The sequence below is a fragment of the Planktothrix pseudagardhii genome (assembly GCF_904830925.1).
Lineage (GTDB): Bacteria > Cyanobacteriota > Cyanobacteriia > Cyanobacteriales > Microcoleaceae > Planktothrix > Planktothrix tepida.
The window spans coordinates 3,934,405-3,958,048 of record NZ_LR882967.1 but is presented as its reverse complement, the minus strand read 5'-3'; the positions used below and the strand labels follow the sequence as shown (position 1 = coordinate 3,958,048).

At 38.1% G+C, this 23,644-nt stretch carries 15 protein-coding genes and 1 pseudogene; 8 read left to right on the top strand and 8 right to left on the bottom strand.

Features of this window, described 5'->3' with window-relative positions; genetic code table 11:
- Positions 1 to 96: 96 nt before the first annotated feature.
- The 4 genes and pseudogenes from NMK36_RS16835 to NMK36_RS16820 all read left to right on the top strand — a co-directional run bounded on the left by NMK36_RS16835 (position 97) and on the right by NMK36_RS16820 (position 9,533).
- Positions 97 to 3,600, top strand: a complete 3,504-nt coding sequence (locus tag NMK36_RS16835; RefSeq protein ID WP_254174218.1) for an AAA-like domain-containing protein — start codon at positions 97 to 99, stop codon at positions 3,598 to 3,600.
- Positions 3,601 to 3,627: 27 nt separating this feature from the next.
- Positions 3,628 to 5,235, top strand: a complete 1,608-nt coding sequence (locus NMK36_RS16830; protein WP_254174217.1) for an AAA-like domain-containing protein — start codon at positions 3,628 to 3,630, stop codon at positions 5,233 to 5,235.
- A 50-nt stretch (positions 5,236 to 5,285) separates the two neighbouring features.
- Positions 5,286 to 6,436 (top strand): annotated as a pseudogene (locus NMK36_RS16825) (ISL3 family transposase).
- A gap of 46 nt (positions 6,437 to 6,482) precedes the next feature.
- The gene (locus NMK36_RS16820) at positions 6,483 to 9,533 is read left to right on the top strand and encodes an eIF2A-related protein (protein ID WP_254175196.1); all 3,051 of its coding nucleotides are present in this window, start codon (positions 6,483 to 6,485) and stop codon (positions 9,531 to 9,533) included.
- 122 nt (positions 9,534 to 9,655) lie between these two features.
- Here NMK36_RS16820 and NMK36_RS16815 read toward each other — a convergent pair whose 3' ends face one another.
- From NMK36_RS16815 to NMK36_RS16800, 4 genes are all read right to left on the bottom strand, one after another.
- Positions 9,656 to 10,393: a DUF928 domain-containing protein gene (locus tag NMK36_RS16815; RefSeq protein WP_072719168.1), complete on the bottom strand. Its 738-nt coding sequence runs from the start codon at positions 10,391 to 10,393 to the stop codon at positions 9,656 to 9,658.
- A 211-nt stretch (positions 10,394 to 10,604) separates the two neighbouring features.
- Positions 10,605 to 12,881 (bottom strand): CHASE2 domain-containing protein, encoded by a 2,277-nt coding sequence (locus NMK36_RS16810; RefSeq protein ID WP_072719167.1) that lies wholly within the window; start codon positions 12,879 to 12,881, stop codon positions 10,605 to 10,607.
- 71 nt (positions 12,882 to 12,952) lie between these two features.
- Entirely contained in the window at positions 12,953 to 13,900 is a 948-nt protein-coding gene (locus NMK36_RS16805; protein ID WP_072719166.1) for a DUF1822 family protein, read from the bottom strand.
- A 48-nt stretch (positions 13,901 to 13,948) separates the two neighbouring features.
- Positions 13,949 to 14,596, bottom strand: a complete 648-nt coding sequence (locus NMK36_RS16800; protein WP_072719165.1) for a hypothetical protein — start codon at positions 14,594 to 14,596, stop codon at positions 13,949 to 13,951.
- Positions 14,597 to 14,647: 51 nt separating this feature from the next.
- On the opposite strand from NMK36_RS16800, the gene NMK36_RS16795 reads away from it, so the two are divergent.
- The gene (locus NMK36_RS16795) at positions 14,648 to 17,008 is read left to right on the top strand and encodes a CHAT domain-containing protein (RefSeq protein WP_254174216.1); all 2,361 of its coding nucleotides are present in this window, start codon (positions 14,648 to 14,650) and stop codon (positions 17,006 to 17,008) included.
- A 135-nt stretch (positions 17,009 to 17,143) separates the two neighbouring features.
- Here the strand turns inward: NMK36_RS16795 and NMK36_RS16790 are convergent, their stop codons facing one another.
- On the bottom strand, positions 17,144 to 17,839 hold the full coding sequence (locus NMK36_RS16790; protein ID WP_254174215.1) for a TIGR04283 family arsenosugar biosynthesis glycosyltransferase: 696 nt from the start codon (positions 17,837 to 17,839) through the stop codon (positions 17,144 to 17,146).
- 168 nt (positions 17,840 to 18,007) lie between these two features.
- Between NMK36_RS16790 and ilvD the strand changes: the two genes are divergently transcribed.
- Positions 18,008 to 19,693: a dihydroxy-acid dehydratase gene (ilvD, locus tag NMK36_RS16785; protein WP_072719163.1), complete on the top strand. Its 1,686-nt coding sequence runs from the start codon at positions 18,008 to 18,010 to the stop codon at positions 19,691 to 19,693.
- Between the two features lie 92 nt (positions 19,694 to 19,785).
- Here ilvD and NMK36_RS16780 read toward each other — a convergent pair whose 3' ends face one another.
- Positions 19,786 to 19,953 (bottom strand): type II toxin-antitoxin system PemK/MazF family toxin, encoded by a 168-nt coding sequence (locus tag NMK36_RS16780; RefSeq protein ID WP_072719162.1) that lies wholly within the window; start codon positions 19,951 to 19,953, stop codon positions 19,786 to 19,788.
- Positions 19,953 to 20,207, bottom strand: coding sequence for a hypothetical protein (locus NMK36_RS16775; RefSeq protein WP_072719161.1), 255 nt, complete (start codon positions 20,205 to 20,207; stop codon positions 19,953 to 19,955). Before NMK36_RS16775 ends, NMK36_RS16780 begins: the two co-directional genes overlap by 1 nt.
- 375 nt (positions 20,208 to 20,582) lie before the next feature.
- Here NMK36_RS16775 and NMK36_RS16770 point away from each other — a divergent pair, with 375 nt between their 5' ends.
- Complete coding sequence (locus NMK36_RS16770; RefSeq protein ID WP_072719160.1) at positions 20,583 to 22,286, top strand: EAL domain-containing protein; 1,704 nt, start codon at positions 20,583 to 20,585, stop codon at positions 22,284 to 22,286.
- Between the two features lie 122 nt (positions 22,287 to 22,408).
- On the opposite strand, the gene NMK36_RS16765 is transcribed toward NMK36_RS16770, so the two are convergent.
- On the bottom strand, positions 22,409 to 23,008 hold the full coding sequence (locus tag NMK36_RS16765; RefSeq protein ID WP_245824241.1) for a chorismate lyase: 600 nt from the start codon (positions 23,006 to 23,008) through the stop codon (positions 22,409 to 22,411).
- A 90-nt stretch (positions 23,009 to 23,098) separates the two neighbouring features.
- Between NMK36_RS16765 and rnhA the strand changes: the two genes are divergently transcribed.
- The gene (rnhA, locus tag NMK36_RS16760) at positions 23,099 to 23,581 is read left to right on the top strand and encodes a ribonuclease HI (RefSeq protein ID WP_072719158.1); all 483 of its coding nucleotides are present in this window, start codon (positions 23,099 to 23,101) and stop codon (positions 23,579 to 23,581) included.
- The last annotated feature ends 63 nt before the right edge of the window (positions 23,582 to 23,644 follow it).

Below are 23,644 nucleotides of genomic sequence, written 5' to 3'. Positions count from 1 at the left end.
AAATCTTCATTAAGACTAAAACTATTTTATCAACAGTAGAACCAATTTGATAAGATTATTAAAAATGGCTATAGATGATCTATAAAAAATCCCCTAATGCTAACTGAATATCAAGTCGGTGGTAGTTTACATAATAATGATCCGACCTATGTTGTGCGTGCCTGCGATCACCAACTGTATCACGCCTTAAAAGCCGGAGAATTTTGCTATATTTTTAATTCCCGACAAATGGGCAAATCCTCCTTATTAGTTAGAACCAAACATCAACTTGAAACCGAAGGATATTGTTGTGCTGTTGTCGATATGACCCAAATTGTCAGCCAAGACACCACGCCACTACAATGGTATAAAGGCATTATGATGGATTTATTGCGGGGATTTAGATGTTTTGGCAAACTGAATTTTAAAACCTGGTGGCAAGAACAAGAGGGGATTTCTTTAGTTCAAAAATTAAGTAAATTTTTAGAAATCTTATTAATTGAGCAATTTCCTGAACAAAATCTCTGTATTTTTATTGATGAAATTGATAGTCTTCTGAGTCTAAATTTCGCTATTGATGACTTTTTTGCTTTAATTCGAGCTTGCTATAATCAACGGGCGGTTAACTCTGAATATAAACGTTTAACCTTTGCCTTATTTGGTGTAGCGACTCCCTCAGATTTAATTGCGAATAAAACCCGTACCCCATTTAATATTGGAACCGCCATTGATTTAACAGGATTTACCTTAGAAGAAGCGACTCCGTTAGCTGAAGGATTAATCCAAGTTCTTGAACAGCCTAAAGTGATTCTCCAAGAGGTGTTAAACTGGACAAACGGGCAACCTTTTTTAACCCAAAAGTTATTCAAATTATTACTGTTAAATTACGAGCAAAATCTCGATTTTATAGCTGAAAATAGTTTGAATCTTTGGATCAAAAAAATCGTGCGATCGCAAATTATTGAAAAATGGGAATCTCAAGACGAACCCGAACATTTAAGAACCATCCGAGATCGGCTAATTCATAACCCCAAAAACGCAGGCAGATTGTTAGGAATTTACCAAACGATTCTGCAAGGGAAAGACATTGAAACCAATGATAATCGGGAACAAATTGAATTATTCTTATCCGGTTTAATGATTAAACATCAGGGATATTTAAAAGTTAGAAACTTAATTTATCAAGAAGTGTTTAATTTAGAGTGGGTACAACAACAATTAGCGAAACTCCGCCCCTATTCTCAAACCTTTGACGCTTGGATTGCGTCGGGTCAACAAGATGAATCTCGTTTATTAAGAGGACAAGCCTTAAAAGATGCTCAACTTTGGTCACACGGAAAAAGTTTAAGCGATTTAGATTATAATTTTCTCAGTGCATCCCAAAATATTGATTATCAAGAAAGCCAACAAAAATTAGAACTAGAACGAGCTAAAGCAATTGAAGCGCAGTTTATTGAAGAACAAAAAAATGCTCGATTACAGCGATTATTATTAGGAGCGATTAGTCTAGCATTTTTGCTCTCTTCTGGCTTAGGATTCTTTGCATTTAAACAATATAAAAAAGCTCGGATTAGTAATAGAGAAGCCCGGATTAGCGAAATTAAAGCCTTAGTATCCTCTTCCAAAGGTTTATTTGCTTCTAATCACCAATTAGACGCGATGATTGATGCCATTAAAGCCAAACGCAGATTAGAGAGTTTAGGAAATGTCGATGGTCAAACCAAAGAAAATGTAGAAATTGCCTTAAGAAAAACCGTTTATGGAACCAACGAATTTAACCGTTTAATCGGCCATAAAGGTGTTTTGCTGGGTGTGGCGATTAGTCCTAACGATCAATTGATTGCCACTGCCAGTATGGATAATACGGTTAAAATTTGGCAGCGAGATGGCAAATTGCTGAACACCTTAAACCATTCTACAGCAGTGACTCGCGTAGCTTTCAGTCCTGATAGTCAACAGATTGTTTCAGGAAGTTTAGATGGGACAGTTCAACTTTGGCGAGTTGATGGGAGTTTAGTTAAATCTTTTCCAGCCCATCAAACCCCAGTCTGGGGAGTAGCGTTTAGTCCAGATGGTAAACGGATTGCTTCTGCAAGTACAGATAAAACGATCAAATTATGGGATCTTGATGCTAGATTATTGCACACATTTCCAGGACATCAACTACCCGTTTGGAATGTAGCATTTAGTTCCGATGGTAAACTGATTGCTTCTGCATCCCTGGATAATACCGTAAAGCTTTGGAGTCTTGACGGTCAGTTACTTCACACCCTAAAAGGACATCAGAATGCGGTTTGGGATGTGGCGTTTTGTTCCCAAGGGAATTTATTAGTTTCAGGAAGTGGCGATCACACTGCTAAAATCTGGAAAACTGACGGAACTTTAGTGAAAACTTTGATCAGCAATGATGCTGTTATGGGGGTTGATTGTCGGGGTGAATATATTGCTACAGGTGGTAAAGATAATCAGGTTAAACTTTGGCACATTGATGGAACTTTTATTAAAGACTTAAAGCAACATGATTCAGCCATTCGAGATATTGCAATGAGTTCTGATGGTTTGATGGTGGCTTCCGCAAGTGTTGATCGCACTGTCAAACTTTGGAAACGCAATCAACATCTGTTAAAACCCCTTTACGAGCATAAAGATACCATTTGGGATATTGCCACCAGTCCTGATGGCAAGTTATTTGCGACCGTTAGTGAAGATAATACTCTGAAACTATGGCACACGGATGGCAAATTGTGGCAAACCGTTGAACAACCCCAATCTAGTTTTCGCGCTGTCATTTTCAGTCCAGATAGTCGTTTCATGGTGACAGGGAGCAATAATTATACAGTGCAACTTTGGGATGTCAGTAATCGAGATCAATCTCCGGTTAAACTGTTGCGAACCTTTAAAGGACATCAGGCTACTGTTTTTGCCCTTGCGATCGCTCCCAATAGCAAAATCATCGCTACGGGAGGAGATGATCGAACGATTAAAATTTGGAATTTAGATGGCAAACTTTTGCATAATATTCAGGCTCACAAGGAAAGAATCGGAGGATTAGCCTTTAGTCGGGACGGTCAACTCCTGGTTTCTAGCAGTCAAGATGGTACTGTGAAACTTTGGCAAGCTGATGGTAAACCCGTGAAAACTTTAACTCATTCAAAGGCGGCTTGTTGGGGAGTTGCCTTTAGTCCTCAAGGAAACTTTATCGCTTCTGTCTGTCAAGATCGCAACCTGAAACTGTGGAAACTAGATGGAACATTACTGAAAACGATTCAAACAGAGAGGGAGAATTTAACGGAAATTGCTTTTAGTCCTGACGGTCAAATTATCGCCATAGGAAGTCTTGATAGTCAGGTGGAATTATGGAGTTTAGAAGGAAAATTACTCAAGTCTTTGCCCGGAAATCAAGGATGGGTAATGGCTCTGGCTTTTACTGCGGATGGTAAATTCTTGATTTCTGGAGGCGATGATCGCACGGTGATTTTGTGGGATATCAAAAAGATTCTTCACGTTAATGAATTAGAGTATGCTTGTGATTGGGTTAGGGATTATTTACGAACAAATTTAGAAGTTGAAGAGCGCGATAGACCAAACGGAACGCTACGCGAACACTCTTTATGCCCTTAAATTAAATTAAGAATATAAAATCCCCAAATGTTAACTCAATATCAAGTCGGTGGAAGTTTACATAATAAAAACCCAACCTATGTGGTTCGTTCCAGTGACCATCAACTCTATAATGCCTTGAAAGCCGGAGAATTTTGCTATGTATTTAATTCCCGACAAATGGGCAAATCCTCCTTATTAGTCAGAACCAAACATCAACTCGAAGCCGAAGGATATTGTTGTACGGTTATTGATATGACTCAAATCGGTATCCAAGACACCACGCCGCTACAATGGTATAAAGGGATTGGGCTAGATTTATTACGGGGATTTGGATGTTTTGGTAAATTCAATTTTAAGGCTTGGTGGCAAGAACAAGAGGGGATTTCTTTAGTTCAAAAATTAAGTGAACTTTTTAAGATTTTATTAATTGAGCAATTTCCTGAACAAAATCTCTGTATCTTTATTGATGAAATTGATAGTCTTTTAAGTCTGAACTTTCCCATAGATGACTTTTTTGCTTTAATTCGCTCCTGTTATAATAAACGAGCGGTAAATCCTGCCTATAAACGCTTAACCTTTGCCTTATTTGGTGTGGCGACTCCCTCGGATTTAATCGCAGATAAAACCCGAACCCCGTTTAATATTGGCACAGCCATTGATTTAACGGGATTTACCTTAGAAGAAACTGCCCCGTTAGCTCAAGGATTAATCGGAGTTTTTGAACAGCCGGAAGTGATTCTCCAAGAAATCTTAATTTGGACAAATGGGCAACCTTTTTTAACACAGAAATTATTAAAATTATTAATTTCAAATTATCACCAAAAGCCAGATTTGATTGCGGAAAGTAGCCCGACTCTCTGGATTAAAAAAATCGTGCGATCACAAATTATTGAAAAATGGGAGTCTCAAGACGAACCCGAACATTTAAGAACTATCCGAGATCGCCTAATTTATAATTATAAAAACGCTGGAAGGCTGTTAGGAATTTATCAAACTCTTCTACAAGGACTGGAAATAAAAACAAATGATAGTCTTGAACATAGTGAACTTTTATTATCCGGTTTAATCATCAACCACCAGGGATATTTAAAAGTCAGAAACTTAATTTATCAAGAAGTCTTTAATTTAGAGTGGGTACACCAGCAATTAACCCAACTGCGCCCCTATTCTCAAACCTTTGAGGCTTGGATTGCTTCCGCGAGTTTTGATAGCACTGTCAAGCTTTGGAAACGCAATCAACATTTGTTAAAACCCCTTTATGATCATAAAGATACCATTGGGAATCTTGCCAGCAGTTCGGATGGTCAATTATTCGCAACGGTCAGTGAAGATAATACTCTAAAACTATGGCACACCGATGGCAGATTGTGGCAAACCGTTGAGCAACCCCAGTCTAGTTTTCGCGCTGTGGTTTTCAGTCCAGATAGTCGTTTAATGGTGACAGGAAGTATTAACTATACAGTGCAACTTTGGGATGTCAGCAATCGCGATCAATCTCCGGTTAAACTGTTACGAACCTTTAAAGGACATCAAGGAGCAATTTATGGTCTGGCGATCTCGCCTGATGGCAAAATGATTGCTTCGGGAGGAGATGATAAAACGATCAAAATTTGGAATTTAGAAGGCAAACTCCTGCATAGTAGGCTCTCCTGAATAAATAGTGTAAAATGTAGCGTAAGCTACGTTTTACACTCCGACTGAATATGGACTTTCAATTAGAACGCTTGCTCAACCTCCCGAATATTACGGTGTTCAGTTGCCAAGAACAAGAAGGTTTTGTTGTTCTTAAGTTAGAATTATTAAACGAGGGAATTACTTGTCCACATTGTCAAAGTTATACCGATCATATTCATCAAACTCGCTCAATGTTAATTCGAGATCTATCTATTTGTGGGCAGGGAGTTTATTTGCATCTTCCCCGTCGCCAATTTTATTGTGCTGGATGTAAAAAATATCCAACAGAACCCTTAGAATTTGTAGAGAAAAGGAGGAATTACACCATTCGTTATGAAGAATATATCTATGAAAGAGTTAAAGAATTAACTGTAGAGCAAGTCAGCCAGAACGAACAATTAAGCCCTCATCAAGTGGGAAGTATCTTTCAAAGAATCGCCCTTCAGAAAAAAAAAGCTGGGGAGAGCCGGAAAAATTAAGCTTAGATGAATTCAGCCGTCAAAAAGGAAAAAGAAACTTTGTTACTGTAGTAAGTGATCTATCGAATGGTTCGTTATTAGAAGTTATTGATTCTCATAAAAGTTCAGAGATTATCGAAGTGTTAAAGCAGCAACCCGAATCAATGAGAGCCAAGGTCAAAGAGGTTTCTGTGGATATGTGGGGAGGATTTAAAAAAGTGATTCGGGAAGTTTTTCCTAATGCTTTAATTGTCATTGACCGATTTCATGTGATGAAGTTAGTCAACAGTTCTCTGAATCAACTTCGACTTAAATTAGAACTAAAAGGCTTAAAAAATCGGTGCTTACTGCTCAAAAATTATGTCGATTTAACCCCCGAAGAGAGAAGTGATCTGAAACTGTTGTTAAAGGCCTCCCCCTGTTTGAGTATCGCTTATGAATTAAAAGAGGAACTCCGAGATATTTATGAAAGCAGTACAACGGTTCTTATGGGAATGAGAAGATTAAAGAAATGGCTCAATTCGGCTCTTATTGTTTTTGGAAAAACCGCCCAAACTCTTAAACACCATCTTCCCGATATTTGCCATTATTTTATTAATCGAACAACCAGTGGAGTTATGGAGGGATTAAATAACCGGATCAAATTAATTCTTCGTCAAAGCTATGGCTTCAAAAATTTTGAGATGATGCGTGAAAAGCTACTAGCTTGTCTTTCTTTATAAGATTTACTTATCACCATAGGTACAGGAGAACCACTTTTTTGCTTTAATTCGAGCTTGCTATAATCAACGGGCGGTTAACTCCGAATATAAACGTTTAACCTTTGCCTTATTTGGTGTAGCGACTCCCTCAGATTTAATTGCGGATAAAACCCGTACCCCATTTAACATTGGAACTGCCATTCATTTAACCGGGTTTACCTTAGAAGAAGCTGCTCCGTTAGCCGAAGGATTATTCGGAGTTTTTGAACAGCCTCAAGTGATTCTGCAAGAGGTGTTAAACTGGACAAATGGACAGCCGTTTTTAACTCAAAAATTATTAAATTTATTATTAAATCACCCTCAAAAGTCAGATTGTAGGGTTCAAAATAGCTCGACGCTCTGGATCAAAAAAATAGTGCGATCACAAATGATTGAAAAATGGGAATCCCAAGACGAACCGGAACACCTCAGAACCATCCGAGATCGGCTAATTCATAACTTAAAAAACGCGGGAAGACTGTTAGGAATTTATCAAAGAATTTTACAAGAAACCGAAATTGAAGCGAATGATAGTCGAGAACAAATCGAATTATTTTTATCAGGTTTAATCATTAAATCTCAAGGATATTTAAAAGTCAGAAACTTAATTTATCAAGACGTGTTTAATTTAGGGTGGGTACAACAACAGTTAGCCAAACTCCGCCCCTATTCCCAAACCTTTGATGCTTGGATAGCGTCGGGTCAACAAGATGAATCTCGTTTATTAAGAGGACAGGCGTTAAAAGATGCCCAACACTGGGCTTTAGGAAAAAGTTTAAGCGATTTAGATTATCAATTTTTAGCAGCCAGTCAAGACTGCGATCGCCAAGAAGTACAATTAGCTTTAGAAGCAGAAAGATCCAAAGCCATTGAAGCCCAATTAGTCGAACAACAGAAAAGACTCATTCAGGAAAAAAAAAGTACCGAGAACCAAAAGATTTTGCTGTTTTTAGTCAGTTTTGCCTTAGTCCTCGTCGGTATATTAAGTATAGCAGTTTACCAACAATATCAGCTTGCCACAATCAGCGCAACCCGTGCTAAAATCAGCGAAATTCAAGCCCTTGCATCCTCTTCTAAAGGACTTTTTGCCTCTAATCAAAAGTTTGATGCTCTGCTGGAAGCCATTCGATCCCAACAAAAACTCAAACAGCTAGAAAATGTAGATATCACCACCAAAAATCAAGTTAATTCAGCCCTGAGACGAGCCGTTTATGGAGTCGAAGAATATAACCGTTTGTCAGGACATAAATCTGGGATTTTAGACGTTAATTTTAGTCCCAATGGTCAATTTATTGCCTCCGCAAGTTCCGATGGCACGATTAAACTTTGGCATCCAGATGGCAGTTTGTGGAAGAATATTAAAGCAGATCAAGCGATAGTGTGGTCAGTCAAATTTAGTCCTGATAGTTCAATCTTGGCTTCTGGAAGTGATGATACTATCCTCAAACTCTGGAATCAAGACGGCATTTTGTTGAAAACCTTTCAGGGACATCAAGCTGCAATTACGAACGTAGCTTTTAGCCCCGATGGTCAAAAGATTGCCTCAGCGAGTTTGGATGGTACGGTTAAACTTTGGGCTGTGGACGGAACTCTGCTCAAAACGTTCTCGGCTCATGGTCAGGCGGTCTTGGCAGTTACGTTTAGTCCCGATGGTCAAAGGATTGTTTCGGGAAGTACAGACAACACGATTAAACTCTGGAATCTGGACGGAATGTTAGTCAACACCTTTCGCGGTCATAATGCGTCGGTCATGACCGTGGCTTTCAGTCCCGATGGTCAAAGGATTGTTTCAGGAAGTGCAGACAACACGATTAAACTTTGGAATCTGGACGGAATTGTACTCAACACACTTCGCGGTCATGAAGCTACGGTTTGGACGGTAAAATTTAGCCCTGATGGTGAGATGATTGGTTCTGCCAGTTGGGATAAAACCCTTAAAATTTGGGATCATAATGGTTCTTTACTAACGACTCTTAAGGGAAATGAAGCGACGTTGTGGGCAATGGCTTTCAGCCCGAATAGTTTGGTAATTGCTTCTGGCTCTGGTGATAGTATTGTTAAACTTTGGAAAATCAACAGCCCATTTTTGAGAATCCTTTCTAAACATACTGCTTCGGTTTGGGGTGTCGCGTTCAGTCCTGATAATTCGGTGATTGCTTCCGCCAGTTGGGACAAAACCGTGAACTTGTGGAATCGAGAGGGAATCCTCCTCAAAACCCTCTCTGGTCATCAATCTGCGGTGCTGAGAGTCGTTTTCAGTCCCAATGGTCAAACCCTCGCCACTAGCGGTTCAGATGGCACGATTAAACTCTGGAGTCGAGACGGGGTTTTACGGAAAACACTCACAGGGCATCGGGCGATGATTTTTGGGCTGGCTTTTAGTCCTGATGGTCAGATGATTGTCTCTGGGAGTTTGGATAAAACGATTAAACTTTGGACGGCGAACGGTAGTTTATTAAAAACGCTCAAGAGTGGGAATAGTGGGTTTTGGAGTGTTGCGATTAGCCCTGATAGTCAGATGATTGTTGCTGGTACGGGCGAGGGTACGGTGAAAATTTGGAATCGCCAAGGTACTTTATTAAAAACTATCAAAAGTCATCCTGTGGTAATTTGGATTCTGGCTTTTAGCCCCGACGGTCAGATATTAGCCACAGGCAGTGCAGATCATACGGTTAAACTTTGGAAACTCGATGGTACTTTATTAAAAACTCTCAGCGCTCATAACGCTGCCGTTTGGGGAATTGCTTTCAATCCTGCTGGCGTTAGCTTGCCGTTAGGTCTGGGTCAAACCATTGCGACTAGCAGTGTTGATAACACCGTTAAAATTTGGAAACTCGATGGCACGTTATTAGTTACCCTAGAAGGTTATGCTTCTGGAATTCGCTCTATTGCTTTCAGTCAAGATGGTAAAACCCTGGCTTCAGCTAGTGATGATAATAGTGTGATTTTATGGAATATGGAGCGTGCTTTGAACGTAGATTTATTACAGTATGCTTGTGATTGGGTCAAGGATTATTTACAAACCAATATTGATGTTAAGGAAAGCGATCGCTCTTTATGCAAACAAATTAAACATTAAACTTTAGAGTCTTAACTTTTATATCCTTTCTCGATATAATTTTCTGGTGTCTTAGATTCCCCTAACTCTCTGGATTAAAAATATCTAATCCCCCTTAGCTTTTAAGGAGGATTTAGAAAGCTCTAATCTTGAGATATAATCGGTTCTTCTGCCAAATTTTCTAATCCTATCGAGGTTAACAACTCCTTCCATTCCTCTAAAATTTGAGGATCTTGGAGTTTTTGCTGTCGCATTGATCCTAACATGGTTAGAGTTTCATACCAGAATTGATTTTGGGCATAAACCTCTATTTGTTCTAAAGGAGTTGTGGATTGTTCTAACTGATTGATTAAGGCTACTGTGGGTGCAACCCGTTGAATGGCTCCTTGCACATAATCATCTTCTGCCCTAATTTTGGGATTACAAATAAAGGCAAATTGCCAAGAATAGGTTTTACCCACTTCTAAACCAGGAACATTTTGAGGGAGTTTAAACTTAATGATTCCAGGGGTTCCTGAAAGGGTTATTTTTTCTTTGAAAATCGCTTCTTCCTGATCATCTAAAAGAATAAATTCAGCTTGAGATTCACCATTCGATTGATAGGGAACATAAACCCAAAATGTCGGGTAGGCGGATAACGTTAAATCTATTTTACTATTAGGAATTATAGCCGTTAATGGTTTCGTTACGGCTGGACATCCTGTTCGACTTCCCGAACCTTCTCGGTTGTCATCTCCTTTTGAATCAGGAGGTGTAAATTCCGTTGCTACTTGCTGGGAATTTGAGGCATTTACTTGTGGAGTTACTAAGTTAAAATCAGCAAAAATAGACAATAAATGAATTGAAAGAAAGGCGAACACTGTCAATTGAGTTAGATTCATAAATGAATACTATTTTTAATACAAAAACATCAAGAAACCGGGTTTCTGATTTCAGTTTGATTTGAGTAACAGAGGTTTCTTGAGAAACCCGGTTTCTGGGTTACTTATCTATTGCTAGTTACCGTAAACTTTATGCAAATACTACAAAAATTTATTGTAATACAAGATTTATAGGTTGTAAAGGGGAGAGATTCTTCGATTATAGACCTCACTATTTCAGTCGGATTAACAACGCTGATAATACTAACCCTAAACCGGGTGTTACCAAAGGAACCCAAACTCCCTGAACTAAAAACAACCAACACACCCCATACAGCACACCTGTAGCACTTCCCCCAATCACCAACAACCCAACTTGATCTCGAACAATCCAAGCTAACCCCCCACCCAACAATGACCACAAACTAATCCAGAGGAGTTCAATACTGATAGGCCAAACCGTCATTAACGCACGTCCATCTAATACAGCCGATATAATTTGACTCACCATTTCTGCTTGTAAAAATAACCCAGGAACAGGTTTCTTACTATAGGGAGTAGGCCTAGATTGTACAACGTAAGAAGATGCAATTGTACCAATCAAAACGATTTTATCTTTAATTAAATTAGGGTCTACTTCTTGATTTAAAACCTCTGTTAAGCTTACGGATTTTGCTAGTTTAACGGAGTTACGATAATTTAATAAAATTTGAAACATTTTTATATTATTTTCAACATAAAATCCGACTCGGATTAAGGGTTTAAAAAAGGTATTATTTAAAATAACTATATTTGTATTGTCAATCCGCTCCGGTTTAATCCCTTCCCCCTCAAGATAATTGAATGCGACACGGGTACTAAATCCATAGTCTGTCTTACAATTTTCAGGAGGAGGCATAAACATAATTTGACGACGTAATACCCCATCAGAATCAATTTGAATATCACTAAATCCTATCTGATTAGGACTAGCCTTTGAGGGGGGTTGAGTTCCATCTGAATTATTACTTTTTCCTTGACAAATGACCATGACTTGCTTTGGGTTATCCATTAGGAATTGAGTAAAATCTTTACTACCTGGGGGTTTAGGACGATCTCGATAAACATTTAACCCAATAACTCTTGGTTGATGACGTTGTAAGCTTTTTAAAACTTGGCTCAATTTTTGATCGGTAAGTGGCGATTCTCCGTTTAAATTTTGAATATCATTTTCGGTAATTGTTACTAATAATAATCGTTTGTCCGGTTGTTCAGGAGGACGCGATCGCATTAATTGATCATAAGCGTGTAATTCCCAAAATTCAAACCCTCCTAAAAATCGAAACCCTATAATTAAGATTATAATCGATAAATTAACAGCTATAGGAAAAGAAGATAAAGATTTTAATTTATTTTTAAACAGAGCTTTCTTCTGAGGAATTTGAGGTTTAAATTTTAAGGGTAAAACCGCCGGATTTTGACAAATAACAGGCAACCAACTCGCACAAGGAAACTGATTTTCCAGAATATATAATCGTTCCCTAGCTTCTCGAACTGACAAATAAAAAGAGTCTCCCGATATCAATTTTTGCAGAAAAAATTTAAGAAAATGATGGGCGACAGCATCCGCAACTGGTTCTCGCATTACAATCATTTGAGGAATATTTAATTGGGTGAGTTCCGTTGCAATTCCTAACCCATCACAGGAGTTAAAAATCGCTAAAGTTAACCCTCTCTCAATGGCTTTTTTAAACCCCGGTATTAAGTCTCTAACAGCGACTCGCTCTTGAGGATTAATTACAAATTCTCCCGTTTCTTCGGGGTCAAGACTACAACTATGTCCGGCAAAAAATAGAATATCCCATCCCTGTTGATTCCATAACTGTTCGTCCAATTGTTCACGAGAAGGTTCAACTAAAAATACTGTTTCTACATCGGGTAATGTCGTCAATAATTGACGATCCGTATTCACATCAATACCTCGACTATCTCCCAAAATCGCTAAAATTCTTAGGTGAGTTTTAATTGAATTTGAAGAAAATTGTTGATGATATTCTGGGGTGCTTAAAGCGAATTCGGTTTGAGGATAATCTTGGAGAAATTGCCACTGATGCCAAGGTAAACGGCGAACAGGAATATTATCGGTTTCTAAGATTAATTGAATGCTATCGGAAGGATGTAAAATCGAACGTAATTTTTGATCAATTTTTCTAAACTCAGGAGAATTTAACCAATTATTGAAATAGCTTTTATATTGCTGACAAATATCCCCAAATTCTACTTGAGAAACCTGAGTAATATCTTCTGTTTCTAATTCAATTCTCGGACGAAACGCTAAACTTTGATAGAGACTTTGATACATTAATTGCCAACGACGGGCGATAGCCATTAATTCCGAACTACTCGGTAAACTACCATTAAACTTCATCGGATAGGGATTTCCTGAGTCCAAAACCATGACCGTTACCCCAGGAAAACCTGCGATTAAATCCCCTAACCCTAAGTTTAACAATACAATTTTATCGGTCATTCTATCTCTAATTTTACAGTCTTAATTCAAGTATAATTTGTAGAAACATTGTACACAACATCTCTACAAGTTTAAATTTCAAACGCCTCAGTGATAGCAACTTCACCGAACACTACCTGGATTTGAAATCCTTCTCCAGGTTGTCCCTTAAACCGAGGAAGTTGAATATAATTATCCTGTAAACGAGATGGAACTTCCTGCATTACCTCTTGGGATTCTCCTAGCAAAATTAACCGAACCCCAGGTGGTAAATACAATTGATTTTCCATCGGATACAGTCGAACTCTCACCGCAAATCTGCCATCGGATTCTATATTAAAAGCGACTAATAAAACAACCGTTATCTGTCCTAATTGTACTCCTAAATCGATTAATTTTGCCGCTTGAGTTATTTCCTCTCGATCTCCCGATAAACTCCGCATAGCAAACGCCTGTTGTTCATCGGTAAGATCGGATGAAATCAATTGCCATCCTGCTTCAAAAACATCAGCTAACCACAAACTTAACTGGGCAGGTTTAATCGGAAATTCTAATTGTTGTAATGGGTTTAAATCCGAAAAAAAATCTTCAAAAGGTCGAAATTGTGCTAAAGGAATTTGTTCTTGATTGACCTGTTTAACAAATCCTAAAATTTCCGCTTCTTTTAAAGAATCAAAAATTCTGATAGCCACATAACCGATGCGATTTGTCCAGACTTCCGCCGGAACAAAACAACTTTGCTCTTGTTCTCGTACAGGACGACATTCTAAACGACCCTTTTCCGTGAGTTGTAAATCCGCAATATTGCCTCCTAATTGACAAATCGGATTCCAACTATCACTGGTATTAAGTTCAGTCGAAATTTCCATCCATTGTAAATAAGTATTCACCACCCAAACCGCTAAGGTATTAAAATAAACTTGCTCTCGTTTAGCAGGAGTTGGATGTTGTCGGGCAAACTGTCGTGCTTGTTCGTGGGCGGTTTGCGGAATCAACATCGGTAAGGTTTGATTGTTAAGATGAAAACGATGATTAACCATAAATTAAAGGCTCCAAATTTTTAATGATGACTCCTAAATTTCCTCTTGTTATAGATATCCCTCAGCCTCGCCAAATTTACGCAAATATTTTGTACAATTTCGTTCATAAAAACTGCTGAGAGTAGAGACGGGTAAACCCAATTCTTGAGATAAGTCTTTCCAATTTGTTTCCGGGGGTAAACGTCGTAAAATGAGCAGTTGACAAGTAACATCCTTTCGCCCTCGAATATGATGGTTGCGTAACTCCCCGGTAACATCACTTTCTGCCCATTTTCGCACCGTTTCTAACATCGGTGGAACATCTTCAGGAGCTTTGAGAGTCTCTAAAATATTAATGAATTGATTTTCAACTAAAATTTCATTCGATATCATCCGATTAGCTTGTTCTTGGATTTTACTTTTCTCATTATGTAAAACCCATTTTAGATGGTTATTCAGCCAAGTAATAACACTACTTAATTCAGAATTATAGCATTTTCCTGTAACAGATTCACATAAATTTAAACAAAAAAATAACCAGGTTTTTTGCCATGCGTCTGCATAATAAGATGTATTTTCCTGCCAAAGTTTACCTGATTTTTGAATGACCCGATAAATCTGGGTTAAACCTCGCTGACGTTCTACGGTTTTCGGAGGAAATTGGCAAGTTTGAGCAATAAGTTGCTGCAAATTTTTCTCAAATTTTGTTAAAGACATCTCAAATTAGACTAGGATTAATTTTGAGGTCAGAATTAATTATAAACAAGTATGCGACGCCGAACTTTCTTTTTTTGGTTTTATGGGACATTGTTACTTTCCTTTACATCTTCTCTGGGGATCAACAAACCCAATTCAGCCTTAGCCCTTCCTACCCCGCAGGAAGCGATGAAACTCTATGAACAAGCGAATCAATATATTGATCAAGGAAACTTCACCCAAGCTTTAACAACATTAAAACAAGCATTAAGTCAGTTTCAAGTATTAGGAGATCAACTCAGTGAAGCCGGAATTTTAAATGATATTGGATTAGTATATCGTAATCAAGGTCAGTATGAAACTGCCTTAGAGTATGGGGAAAAAGCCTTAAAAATTCGTCAACATTTAAACGATCAATCTGCGATCGCTCAAAGTCTTACTAATATTGCTCAAGTTTATAGTGTACAAGGGAATTATCCCCAAGCAATAGAATATTTTGAAACCGCTTTAAAGATTGTGAAAAACTTAGGTGAAACCCAATCCCAAGGTTATATTTTAAATAATTTAGGGGGAGTTTACCAAAATTTAGGGCAATATCAAAAAGCTCACTCTTCTTTTGAATATTCTTTATCTATTTTTCAACAATTAAAGCAACCTCGTGAAGAAGCTATTCTATTGAATAATATTGCGTCTAATTATGTTTATCAGCGTCAATATGAGCCAGCAAAGCCTATTTTTGAAAAAGCATTAGCTATCTCTCAAAAACTTGGAGATCAGCAAGGAATTGCTCAAAATTTAGTTAATTTAGCTGCCGTTTATGACCGTTTAGAACAATATCCGAAAGCCTTAGAATTCTATCAACAAGGGTTAGAGTTAGCAACCCAAGTGGAGGATTTATCACTCATCGGACAAGCGTTCAATAATATGGGAACAGTTTATCGACTTCAACAACAATATGAATCGGCAATTAATTTCTATCAAAAAGCGTTAGAAGTTAGAACACAAATCGGAGAGAAATTAGGGATAACGATAACTTTAAATAATCTAGGAGTTGCTCAATTTCAATCTGGTAAACTTCCCCAAGCCACAGAAACCCTTTATACTGCCATTCATCAATTTGAAACCCTACGTCCGGGGTTAAATGATGAAAATAAAATTGCTTTATTTGAAAGATTTGCCAATACCTATAGTATTTTACAGCAAGTTTTAATAAGTCAAAATCAAATTGAAAAAGCATTAGAAATTTCTGAACGGGGAAGATCCAGAGCCTTTGTAGAATTATTAGCTAAAAATTTAGATCCCGAAGACATCAAAAAAATTGATGTTACTCCTCCCAATATTAATCAAATTAAACAAATTGCTCAAGAACAACAATCAACCTTAGTCGAATATTCGATAGTAGTTGACGAAAAGGGTAAAAATTCTGAGTTATTAATTTGGGTAATCTCACCCACCGGAAAAATTGATTTTCGTTCCGTTGATTTAACACAATTTCCACAGTTAGGAGATAATTTATTAACTTTTATATCCCAAGGAAACCAAGACCAACGAATTAATAATGCTTTAACTGGAATTGATACAGAAGTTTCTAATATTCCTGAGAGAGATATTACTCATAAAAAATTACAGGATTTATACCAAATTATCATTGAACCCATTGCAGATTTACTTCCAAAGACTCCAGAAGAACAGGTGATTTTTATTCCCCATCAAGAACTATTATTAGTTCCATTTGCAGCATTAAATGATGCTAACGGTCGGTATTTAATTGAATCCCATACAATTAGAATAAATCCCTCCATTCAAGCTTTACAATTAACCCGTCAATATCCGACCTTTCAACACAGTTTAAAATCGGCTTTAGTCGTTGGAAACCCAAAAATGCCAGTCAATATTCGGTCTCTTCCTGCTTCTGAAAATGAAGCAAAAGTGATTGCTAATCTCCTCAAAACTCAACCCTTAATTGGAGAAAAAGCGACAGAAACTGCTGTTATTAATTTAATGAAAGATGCTCAATTAATTCACTTAGCAACTCATGGCTTATTCGATGATTTTACAGGATCAGGGCTTCCGGGTGCGATCGCACTTTCTCCTTCAAATCAAGCTGATGGCTTACTAACAACCGCAGAAATTATGAATTTAAAACTCAACGCTAATCTATTAGTATTAAGTGCCTGTAATACCGCCTCTGGAAAGATTACCAGCGATGGAGTCCTAGGATTATCCCGTGCTTTAATAACCGCAGGTGTTAAAAATTTAATAGTCACGTTATGGAGTGTTGATGATCAACGAACAATGGAATTGATGCAAACCTTTTATCAAGAATTCCAGCAAAATCCAGATTACGCCCAAGCCTTACGTCAAGCGATGTTAAAAATGATTAAAACCCATCCTAATCCTAAAAACTGGGGTGCTTTTATATTAATAGGATAACCCCTTTTCTCGTTGCTAGGTTCAACCTAGCAATGCTTATTTGCAGGCTCCGCCTGCTGTTAACTAGAGGCGGAGCCTCAGAAAATGTTATCCCTGGTAGAACCAGGGAACTAGGGGAAATCTGTTTGAAATTTTCTACAATTTACGATACCATTGAGATAATTTTATCGGGGAAATTCCCCAATAATATCCAATCACAACTAATTGATTAATTAACGTCGTTTTGAACACTCCTAACTTTTGCCATCGTCTTCCTGAAGTCATCACAGAACTCGATAAAATCTCAATTTTTCCTAAACGATTTAAACGACGAATTAACTCAAAATCCTCCATAATCGGTTGTTCAGGAAATCCCCCAACTTCCCAAAAAGTAGAAGCTTTAATAAAAATAGCTTGATCTCCGTAGGGCATTTGTAAATATTTTGAACGCCAGAATACCGTTTTTTCAATTACCCTTAAACTGAATTCAGGAGCATTAATTTTTAATTGAAATGCTCCCGCAATTATGTTAGAATTAACCCAAATCTTTCTAACGTCCTGTTCAAACCCTAAAGGTAATTGAGTATCCCCATGCAAAAATAATAAAATCTCCCCTGTTGCTATCTTTGCCCCTGCATTCATTTGTAGAGCCCTTCCTCGATTTGCCACAATCACATTTACCCCCAAACCTTGGGCAATCTCTACCGTATTATCCTGGCTTCCTCCATCCACAATAATCATCTCTATATTTTGTGCAGTTTGAATCCCAGAAATCACCGACTCAATATTTTCGGCTTCATTTAAAACCGGAATAATAATTGAAATTTTTGCTATCGCTGGATTAAAATTCATCAATGGATTACTCAGCCAATTAGGTCAATTCATAAAATCCTTGATAATTTATCACGTTTTCTGAGATAATAATAACGACATCAAAAACGGGTTTACAGCGAGGAACAACGCTACAAAAAAACGTCGTTGAACCGTTGGAGCACAACCCACAAGTCCGAGGAACTATCCATGTCCGATAACTTTAGAAGTCAAACTATTACCCAAGGAACTCAACGCACTCCCAACCGTGCTATGTTACGGGCGGTGGGATTTGGAGATCAAGATTTTACCAAACCCATCGTTGGAATTGCGAATGGTTACAGCACCATTACCCCCTGCAATATGGGGATTAATACCCTAGCATTACGCGCAGAAGCCGCCCTCAAACAAGCGGGAGCGATGCCACAAATGTTCGGAACAATTACCGTTAGTGATGGCATTTCTATGGGGACTGAAGGAATGAAATATTCCTTAGTTTCACGAGAGGTTATTGCTGATTCAATTGAAACCGCTTGTAACGCCCAAAGTATGGATGCAGTTTTAGCAATTGGCGGTTGTGATAAAAATATGCCGGGGGCAATGATTGCGATTGCTCGTATGAATATTCCGGCTATATTTGTATATGGTGGAACGATTAAACCCGGACATTATAATGGTAAAGATTTAACCGTTGTTAGCGCCTTTGAAGCCGTCGGACAATATAGTGCTGGAAAAATTGATGATACAGAATTAATTGAAGTGGAACGTCGCGCCTGTCCAGGGGCGGGTTCCTGTGGGGGAATGTACACCGCAAATACCATGTCTTCCGCTATTGAAGCGATGGGAATGAGTTTAATGTATTCCTCTACAATGGCGGCAGAAGATGAGGAAAAAGCCGAAAGTACAGAAAAGTCGGCTTATGTGTTACGAGATGCTATTAAAAATCGCATTCTTCCTCGTCAAATTCTAACAAGAAAAGCCTTTGAAAATGCGATCGCTGTAATTATGGCTGTCGGCGGTTCAACCAATTCAGTTTTACATTTATTAGCCATTGCCAATGCCATTGGGGTTGAATTAACCATTGATGATTTTGAAGAAATTCGCGCTAAAGTTCCGGTTTTATGTGATTTAAAACCCAGTGGTCGTTATGTCGCCACAGATTTACATAAAGCGGGTGGTATTCCGTTAGTCATGAAAATGCTATTAGAAAAAGGCTTAATTCATGGCGATGCCTTAACAATAACAGGGAAAACTGTAGCCGAACAATTAGCTGATGTTCCCTCCGAACCTAGCCCCGACCAAGATGTAATTCGTCCTTGGAATAATCCCATGTATGCTCAAGGACATTTAGCCATTTTAAAAGGCAATTTAGCCACAGAAGGTTCCGTTGCTAAAATTACAGGCGTTAAAAATCCTGTGATTACTGGCCCAGCACGGGTTTTTGAATCCGAAGAAGAATGTTTGGATGCAATTTTAGCCGGAAAAATTAACGCTGGCGATATCATTGTTATCCGTTATGAAGGGCCGAAAGGCGGGCCAGGAATGCGGGAAATGTTAGCACCAACTTCGGCAATTATTGGGGCGGGTTTAGGCGATAAAGTCGGATTAATTACTGATGGTCGTTTCTCTGGAGGAACCTACGGAATGGTGGTCGGTCACGTTGCTCCAGAAGCGGCAGTTGGCGGTAATATTGGTTTAGTTCAAGAGGGAGATAGCATCACAATTGATGCCCATCAACGGTTACTGCAAGTTAATATTTCCGATGAAGAATTAGCCCAACGTCGTCAAACTTGGCAAGCTCCAAAACCTCGTTATACGAAAGGAGTTTTAGCCAAATATGCAAAATTAGTTTCATCTAGTAGTGTGGGGGCTGTGACGGATTTAAACTTAGGTTAATTCTCTTATAACCAGGCGTGAAACCCTCATGATAAGGCGTTCACGCCTCATAAAAAAAGTTTAATTTTTAATGACTGACTCCAAAATTTACTTTATTCTTGATCTTCATATTCATCAAGTTGTAATGTATATTCTAATGCTGCTACAGTTGTAGTAAAGCGGTCAAGCGTATTTCTTTGAACAACAATAACGGGTCGAATACCTGCTTGTTCTGAACCGCGACTTGGATTCAAATCAGCTAAATAAACATCTCCCCGCATCACTTAACATCCTCTTGGTGAAGCTGATACAAATAATCGCTTAAAATCCCTTCTGAATAAGCTAAATCTTGATCAGCAAACTCAGCTTTTATATCCGCAGCTTCTTGATCAGAAATACTATCCCAATCCTGAAATTGTTGTTTTTTATGTAATAAAAGTGCATATTTCAACACTTCCTCTTGCTTAGATAAGGATAATTGGGATAAGACTTTCAACAGTTGGGATTGGACAACATCAGGTGTTTTTGTGATCATCAAACCAACCTAACTAAGATTTTAAACAAACTTGATAGATTTTAGATCCTATAGATCAATTATAACCCATTTTTATTTTAGAGGAAAAAACGATACCTATGGTAAGCTGCGAAGATCGTAACTCAACACCTGTTGTTGGGCTTTAACCCTCTATTCTAGCTAAGACTTATGCAATATAGTTAACTTATCGACGGGTTTTCTAGCTAAATTTCCCAAAGCCTCTTTCAAAAAGATACCTTAATGATTCGGTCTGGGGTGATATCATTGACCTCAATCAAGTTAGATTACTTTTAAAAAGCAAAAAATAGAGTCATAATACGAATAATGAATTTTCCCTTCTTATCATAAAGTCCACCAAATTCCATGAGTTTCAAAATGCTAGATGAAATGATTAATCTCCAAAATGCGATTATTCCTGCTTGTGCTGTCGTGACACCCGATACACCTCTGTTACAGGCACTCATGGCAATGAATCAAAGCAATAAACAACAATGCTTACTCTCAGAAGCCCCTAATTTGGTTGAAAATTCAACTCTTCCTTCTCACTCTCCTGGATGTGTATTGGTGATGGAAAATGAAGAATTAGTAGGAATTTTAACAGAACGAGATACGGTTAAATTAGCAGTTAAAGGGGAAAATCTTTCTCAAACAACGGTTAAAGAAGTGATGGTAAAACCCGTAATTACTTTAAACCATGAAGAATTTACGGATGTCTTTGTGGCTTATAATATGATGCGTCGCTTTCAAATTCGCCACTTACCCATTCTTAATCAACAGAAAAAAGTTTTAGGTTTAGTCACCTTAACGAGCTTGCGACAAGTTTTAAATTATCACCATTTTTTAAGGTTTCGTCAAGTTTCAGAAGTCATGACTCGTCATGTCATGACGGTTTATCCCTTTACCCCAGTTCGAGAAGTTGCCCAAATTTTAGCTCAATATAATATTAGTTGTATTGTTGTTGTTGTCGAACAAGAAGGGCTTTTATATCCGGTCGGAATTGTCACAGAACGAGATATTTTACAACTGCAAGCTTTAGAACTGACTTTACAAAATCTCACCGCCGAGACAGTCATGAGTTTTCCTTTATTTTCAGTTAAATCCATAGAAACTTTATCAACAGCACAGCAAATTTTACAAAAACATAAAATCAGACGATTAGCTGTCGTGGGTGAACAAGGAGAATTACAAGGAATTATAACTGAGAGTAATTTAGTTCAGGTCTTAGACCCTTTAGAATTGTATGGAATTTTAGAAATATTAGAACGAAAAGTCATGCAATTAGAAGAATGTCGAATTATCTTACTCACCAAACAAGATTTAGAATTAGCTAAAGCCTTAGAAAATAATGAATTTAGTCTTTACTATCAACCTCAAGCTGATTTAAAAACGAGGGAAATTGTGGGTGCGGAAGCATTAATTCGGTGGATATCTCCTCAAAAGGGAAATATTTCGCCGGCGGAATTCATTCCCATTGCTGAAAATACAGGTTTGATTATACCTTTGGGTAAATGGGTCTTACGAACTGCCTGTACTGAAGCTGTTGCTTGGAAAAATGCTGGACTTCCTCCGATTGAAATTGCGATTAATATTTCCGCTCAACAGCTTGAAGATGAGAATTTCGTATTAGATGTGAGATCAATATTAGATCAAACAGGCTTAGAACCTCAACGATTAAAATTAGAATTAACAGAAAGCGTCCTGGTTCATAATATTAATTTAACTTTAGAAAAATTTAAACAGTTACAGGAATTAGGAATTGAAATTGCTATTGATGATTTTGGAACAGGTTATGCTTCTTTAAGTTATATTCAAAATTTCTTATTTGATATTTTAAAAATTGATCGTTGTTTTATTAAAAATATTACTCAAAATAATAAAAATTCTGCTATCGTTTCTGCGATTATTCGCCTCGCTCGTCAGCTTAATTTTAAAGTGATTGCTGAAGGAGTCGAAACTCAATTAGAACAAGATTTTTTAGCGCAACAAGGTTGTGATTTCATTCAAGGGTATTTTATTAGTCCTCCTCTCCCTTTTGAAGAATTTTGTGAGTTTTATTGGGATTATTCTAAGCTGAAATAGACGGGGATAGAGAGCAAATCCAGAGGAGGGAATTATTAACTTTTGAAACCAAAATTAACAGGCAAGATGCCTGTTCCACAGATCTATTCTTCTGTCAACAGTAAACAGTAAATAGCCAACAATTAACAGTTTCCTGTCTGTCCTAAATATTGAGTTAAATAAGGGGAAAAAACTTCATAAATTAAAGTTAACGGTTTGCCATGATGCCAAAATAAATAATGACGTCCCCAAAATGGCCCTGATTCGCCAAAGGCTAATTCTAAGGCTTTGCTATCGCCATAATAAATTCCCTGCACATCCCGATACAGTTCCGTCCGTAATCGTGCTAAACTTGCCCAGATGGGTAACGACCGATTTTGTAAATATTCATCAACATGACTGGCTTCCCACCAAGAAGTTGCGTAAGCTAACCGTTGTCCTGATGCGGTTCTTAACCACACTTGACGGCGCACACGGGGGCCAGGAACGGCTAAAATCTGCTCTGGGGCATTATCCGTACTGATGCCAATGGCTGACATATCAATCACATCAACCTCTGTGGGTTCCCCGGTTAACAGTTGTAAATGTCGAGTCGGAGAACCATCTCCTAAGAGTAAAATTTGCCAAGGGGGAGACAGTTGACTGTGGGGTAGTCCTTGTTTAACAATAGCTTCATCCCCCTGCCATCGACACCGAAGACGATGCCAAGCAGTTGGTTGAGTAACGGGTTCGAGTCTTCTAATACTGGCAGTCAAGGGTATGCAACAAAACTTAACGTCTGTTGTTTATGATAGCGCAACGGATGTCAGGTGTCAGGTTTCAACGATGAGATTATGAACGACAATTTAAAAGAAGTTACAATTTATACCGATGGAGCCTGTAGTGGCAATCCAGGGCCAGGAGGATATGGCGTCGTGTTAATGTATGGCCCCCATCGCAAGGAATTATCGGGGGGTTATCAACTTACCACAAATAATCGCATGGAATTAATGGCGGCAATTGTCGGATTAGAAGCTTTAAAGTTTCCTTGTGCTGTTAATTTATATACGGATTCTCGCTATTTAGTGGATGCAATGTGCAAAGGATGGGCGAAGAAATGGCAACAAAATGGTTGGAAACGTAATCCAAAAGAATCTGCTAAAAATCCCGATTTGTGGGAAAGATTACTCAATATTTCTCAACAGCATCAAGTTCAATTTCTCTGGGTGAAAGGTCATGCTGGAGATGAAGAAAATGAATGTTGCGATCGCTTGGCAGTTAACGCTTCCCAACAACCCGATTTACTCCCGGATTTGGGTTATTCACAAGAGAATTAATCCCGTTAATTTAGATTGAATTAGATCAAGATAGGATAAATTTATATCCCGATTTGATATAAT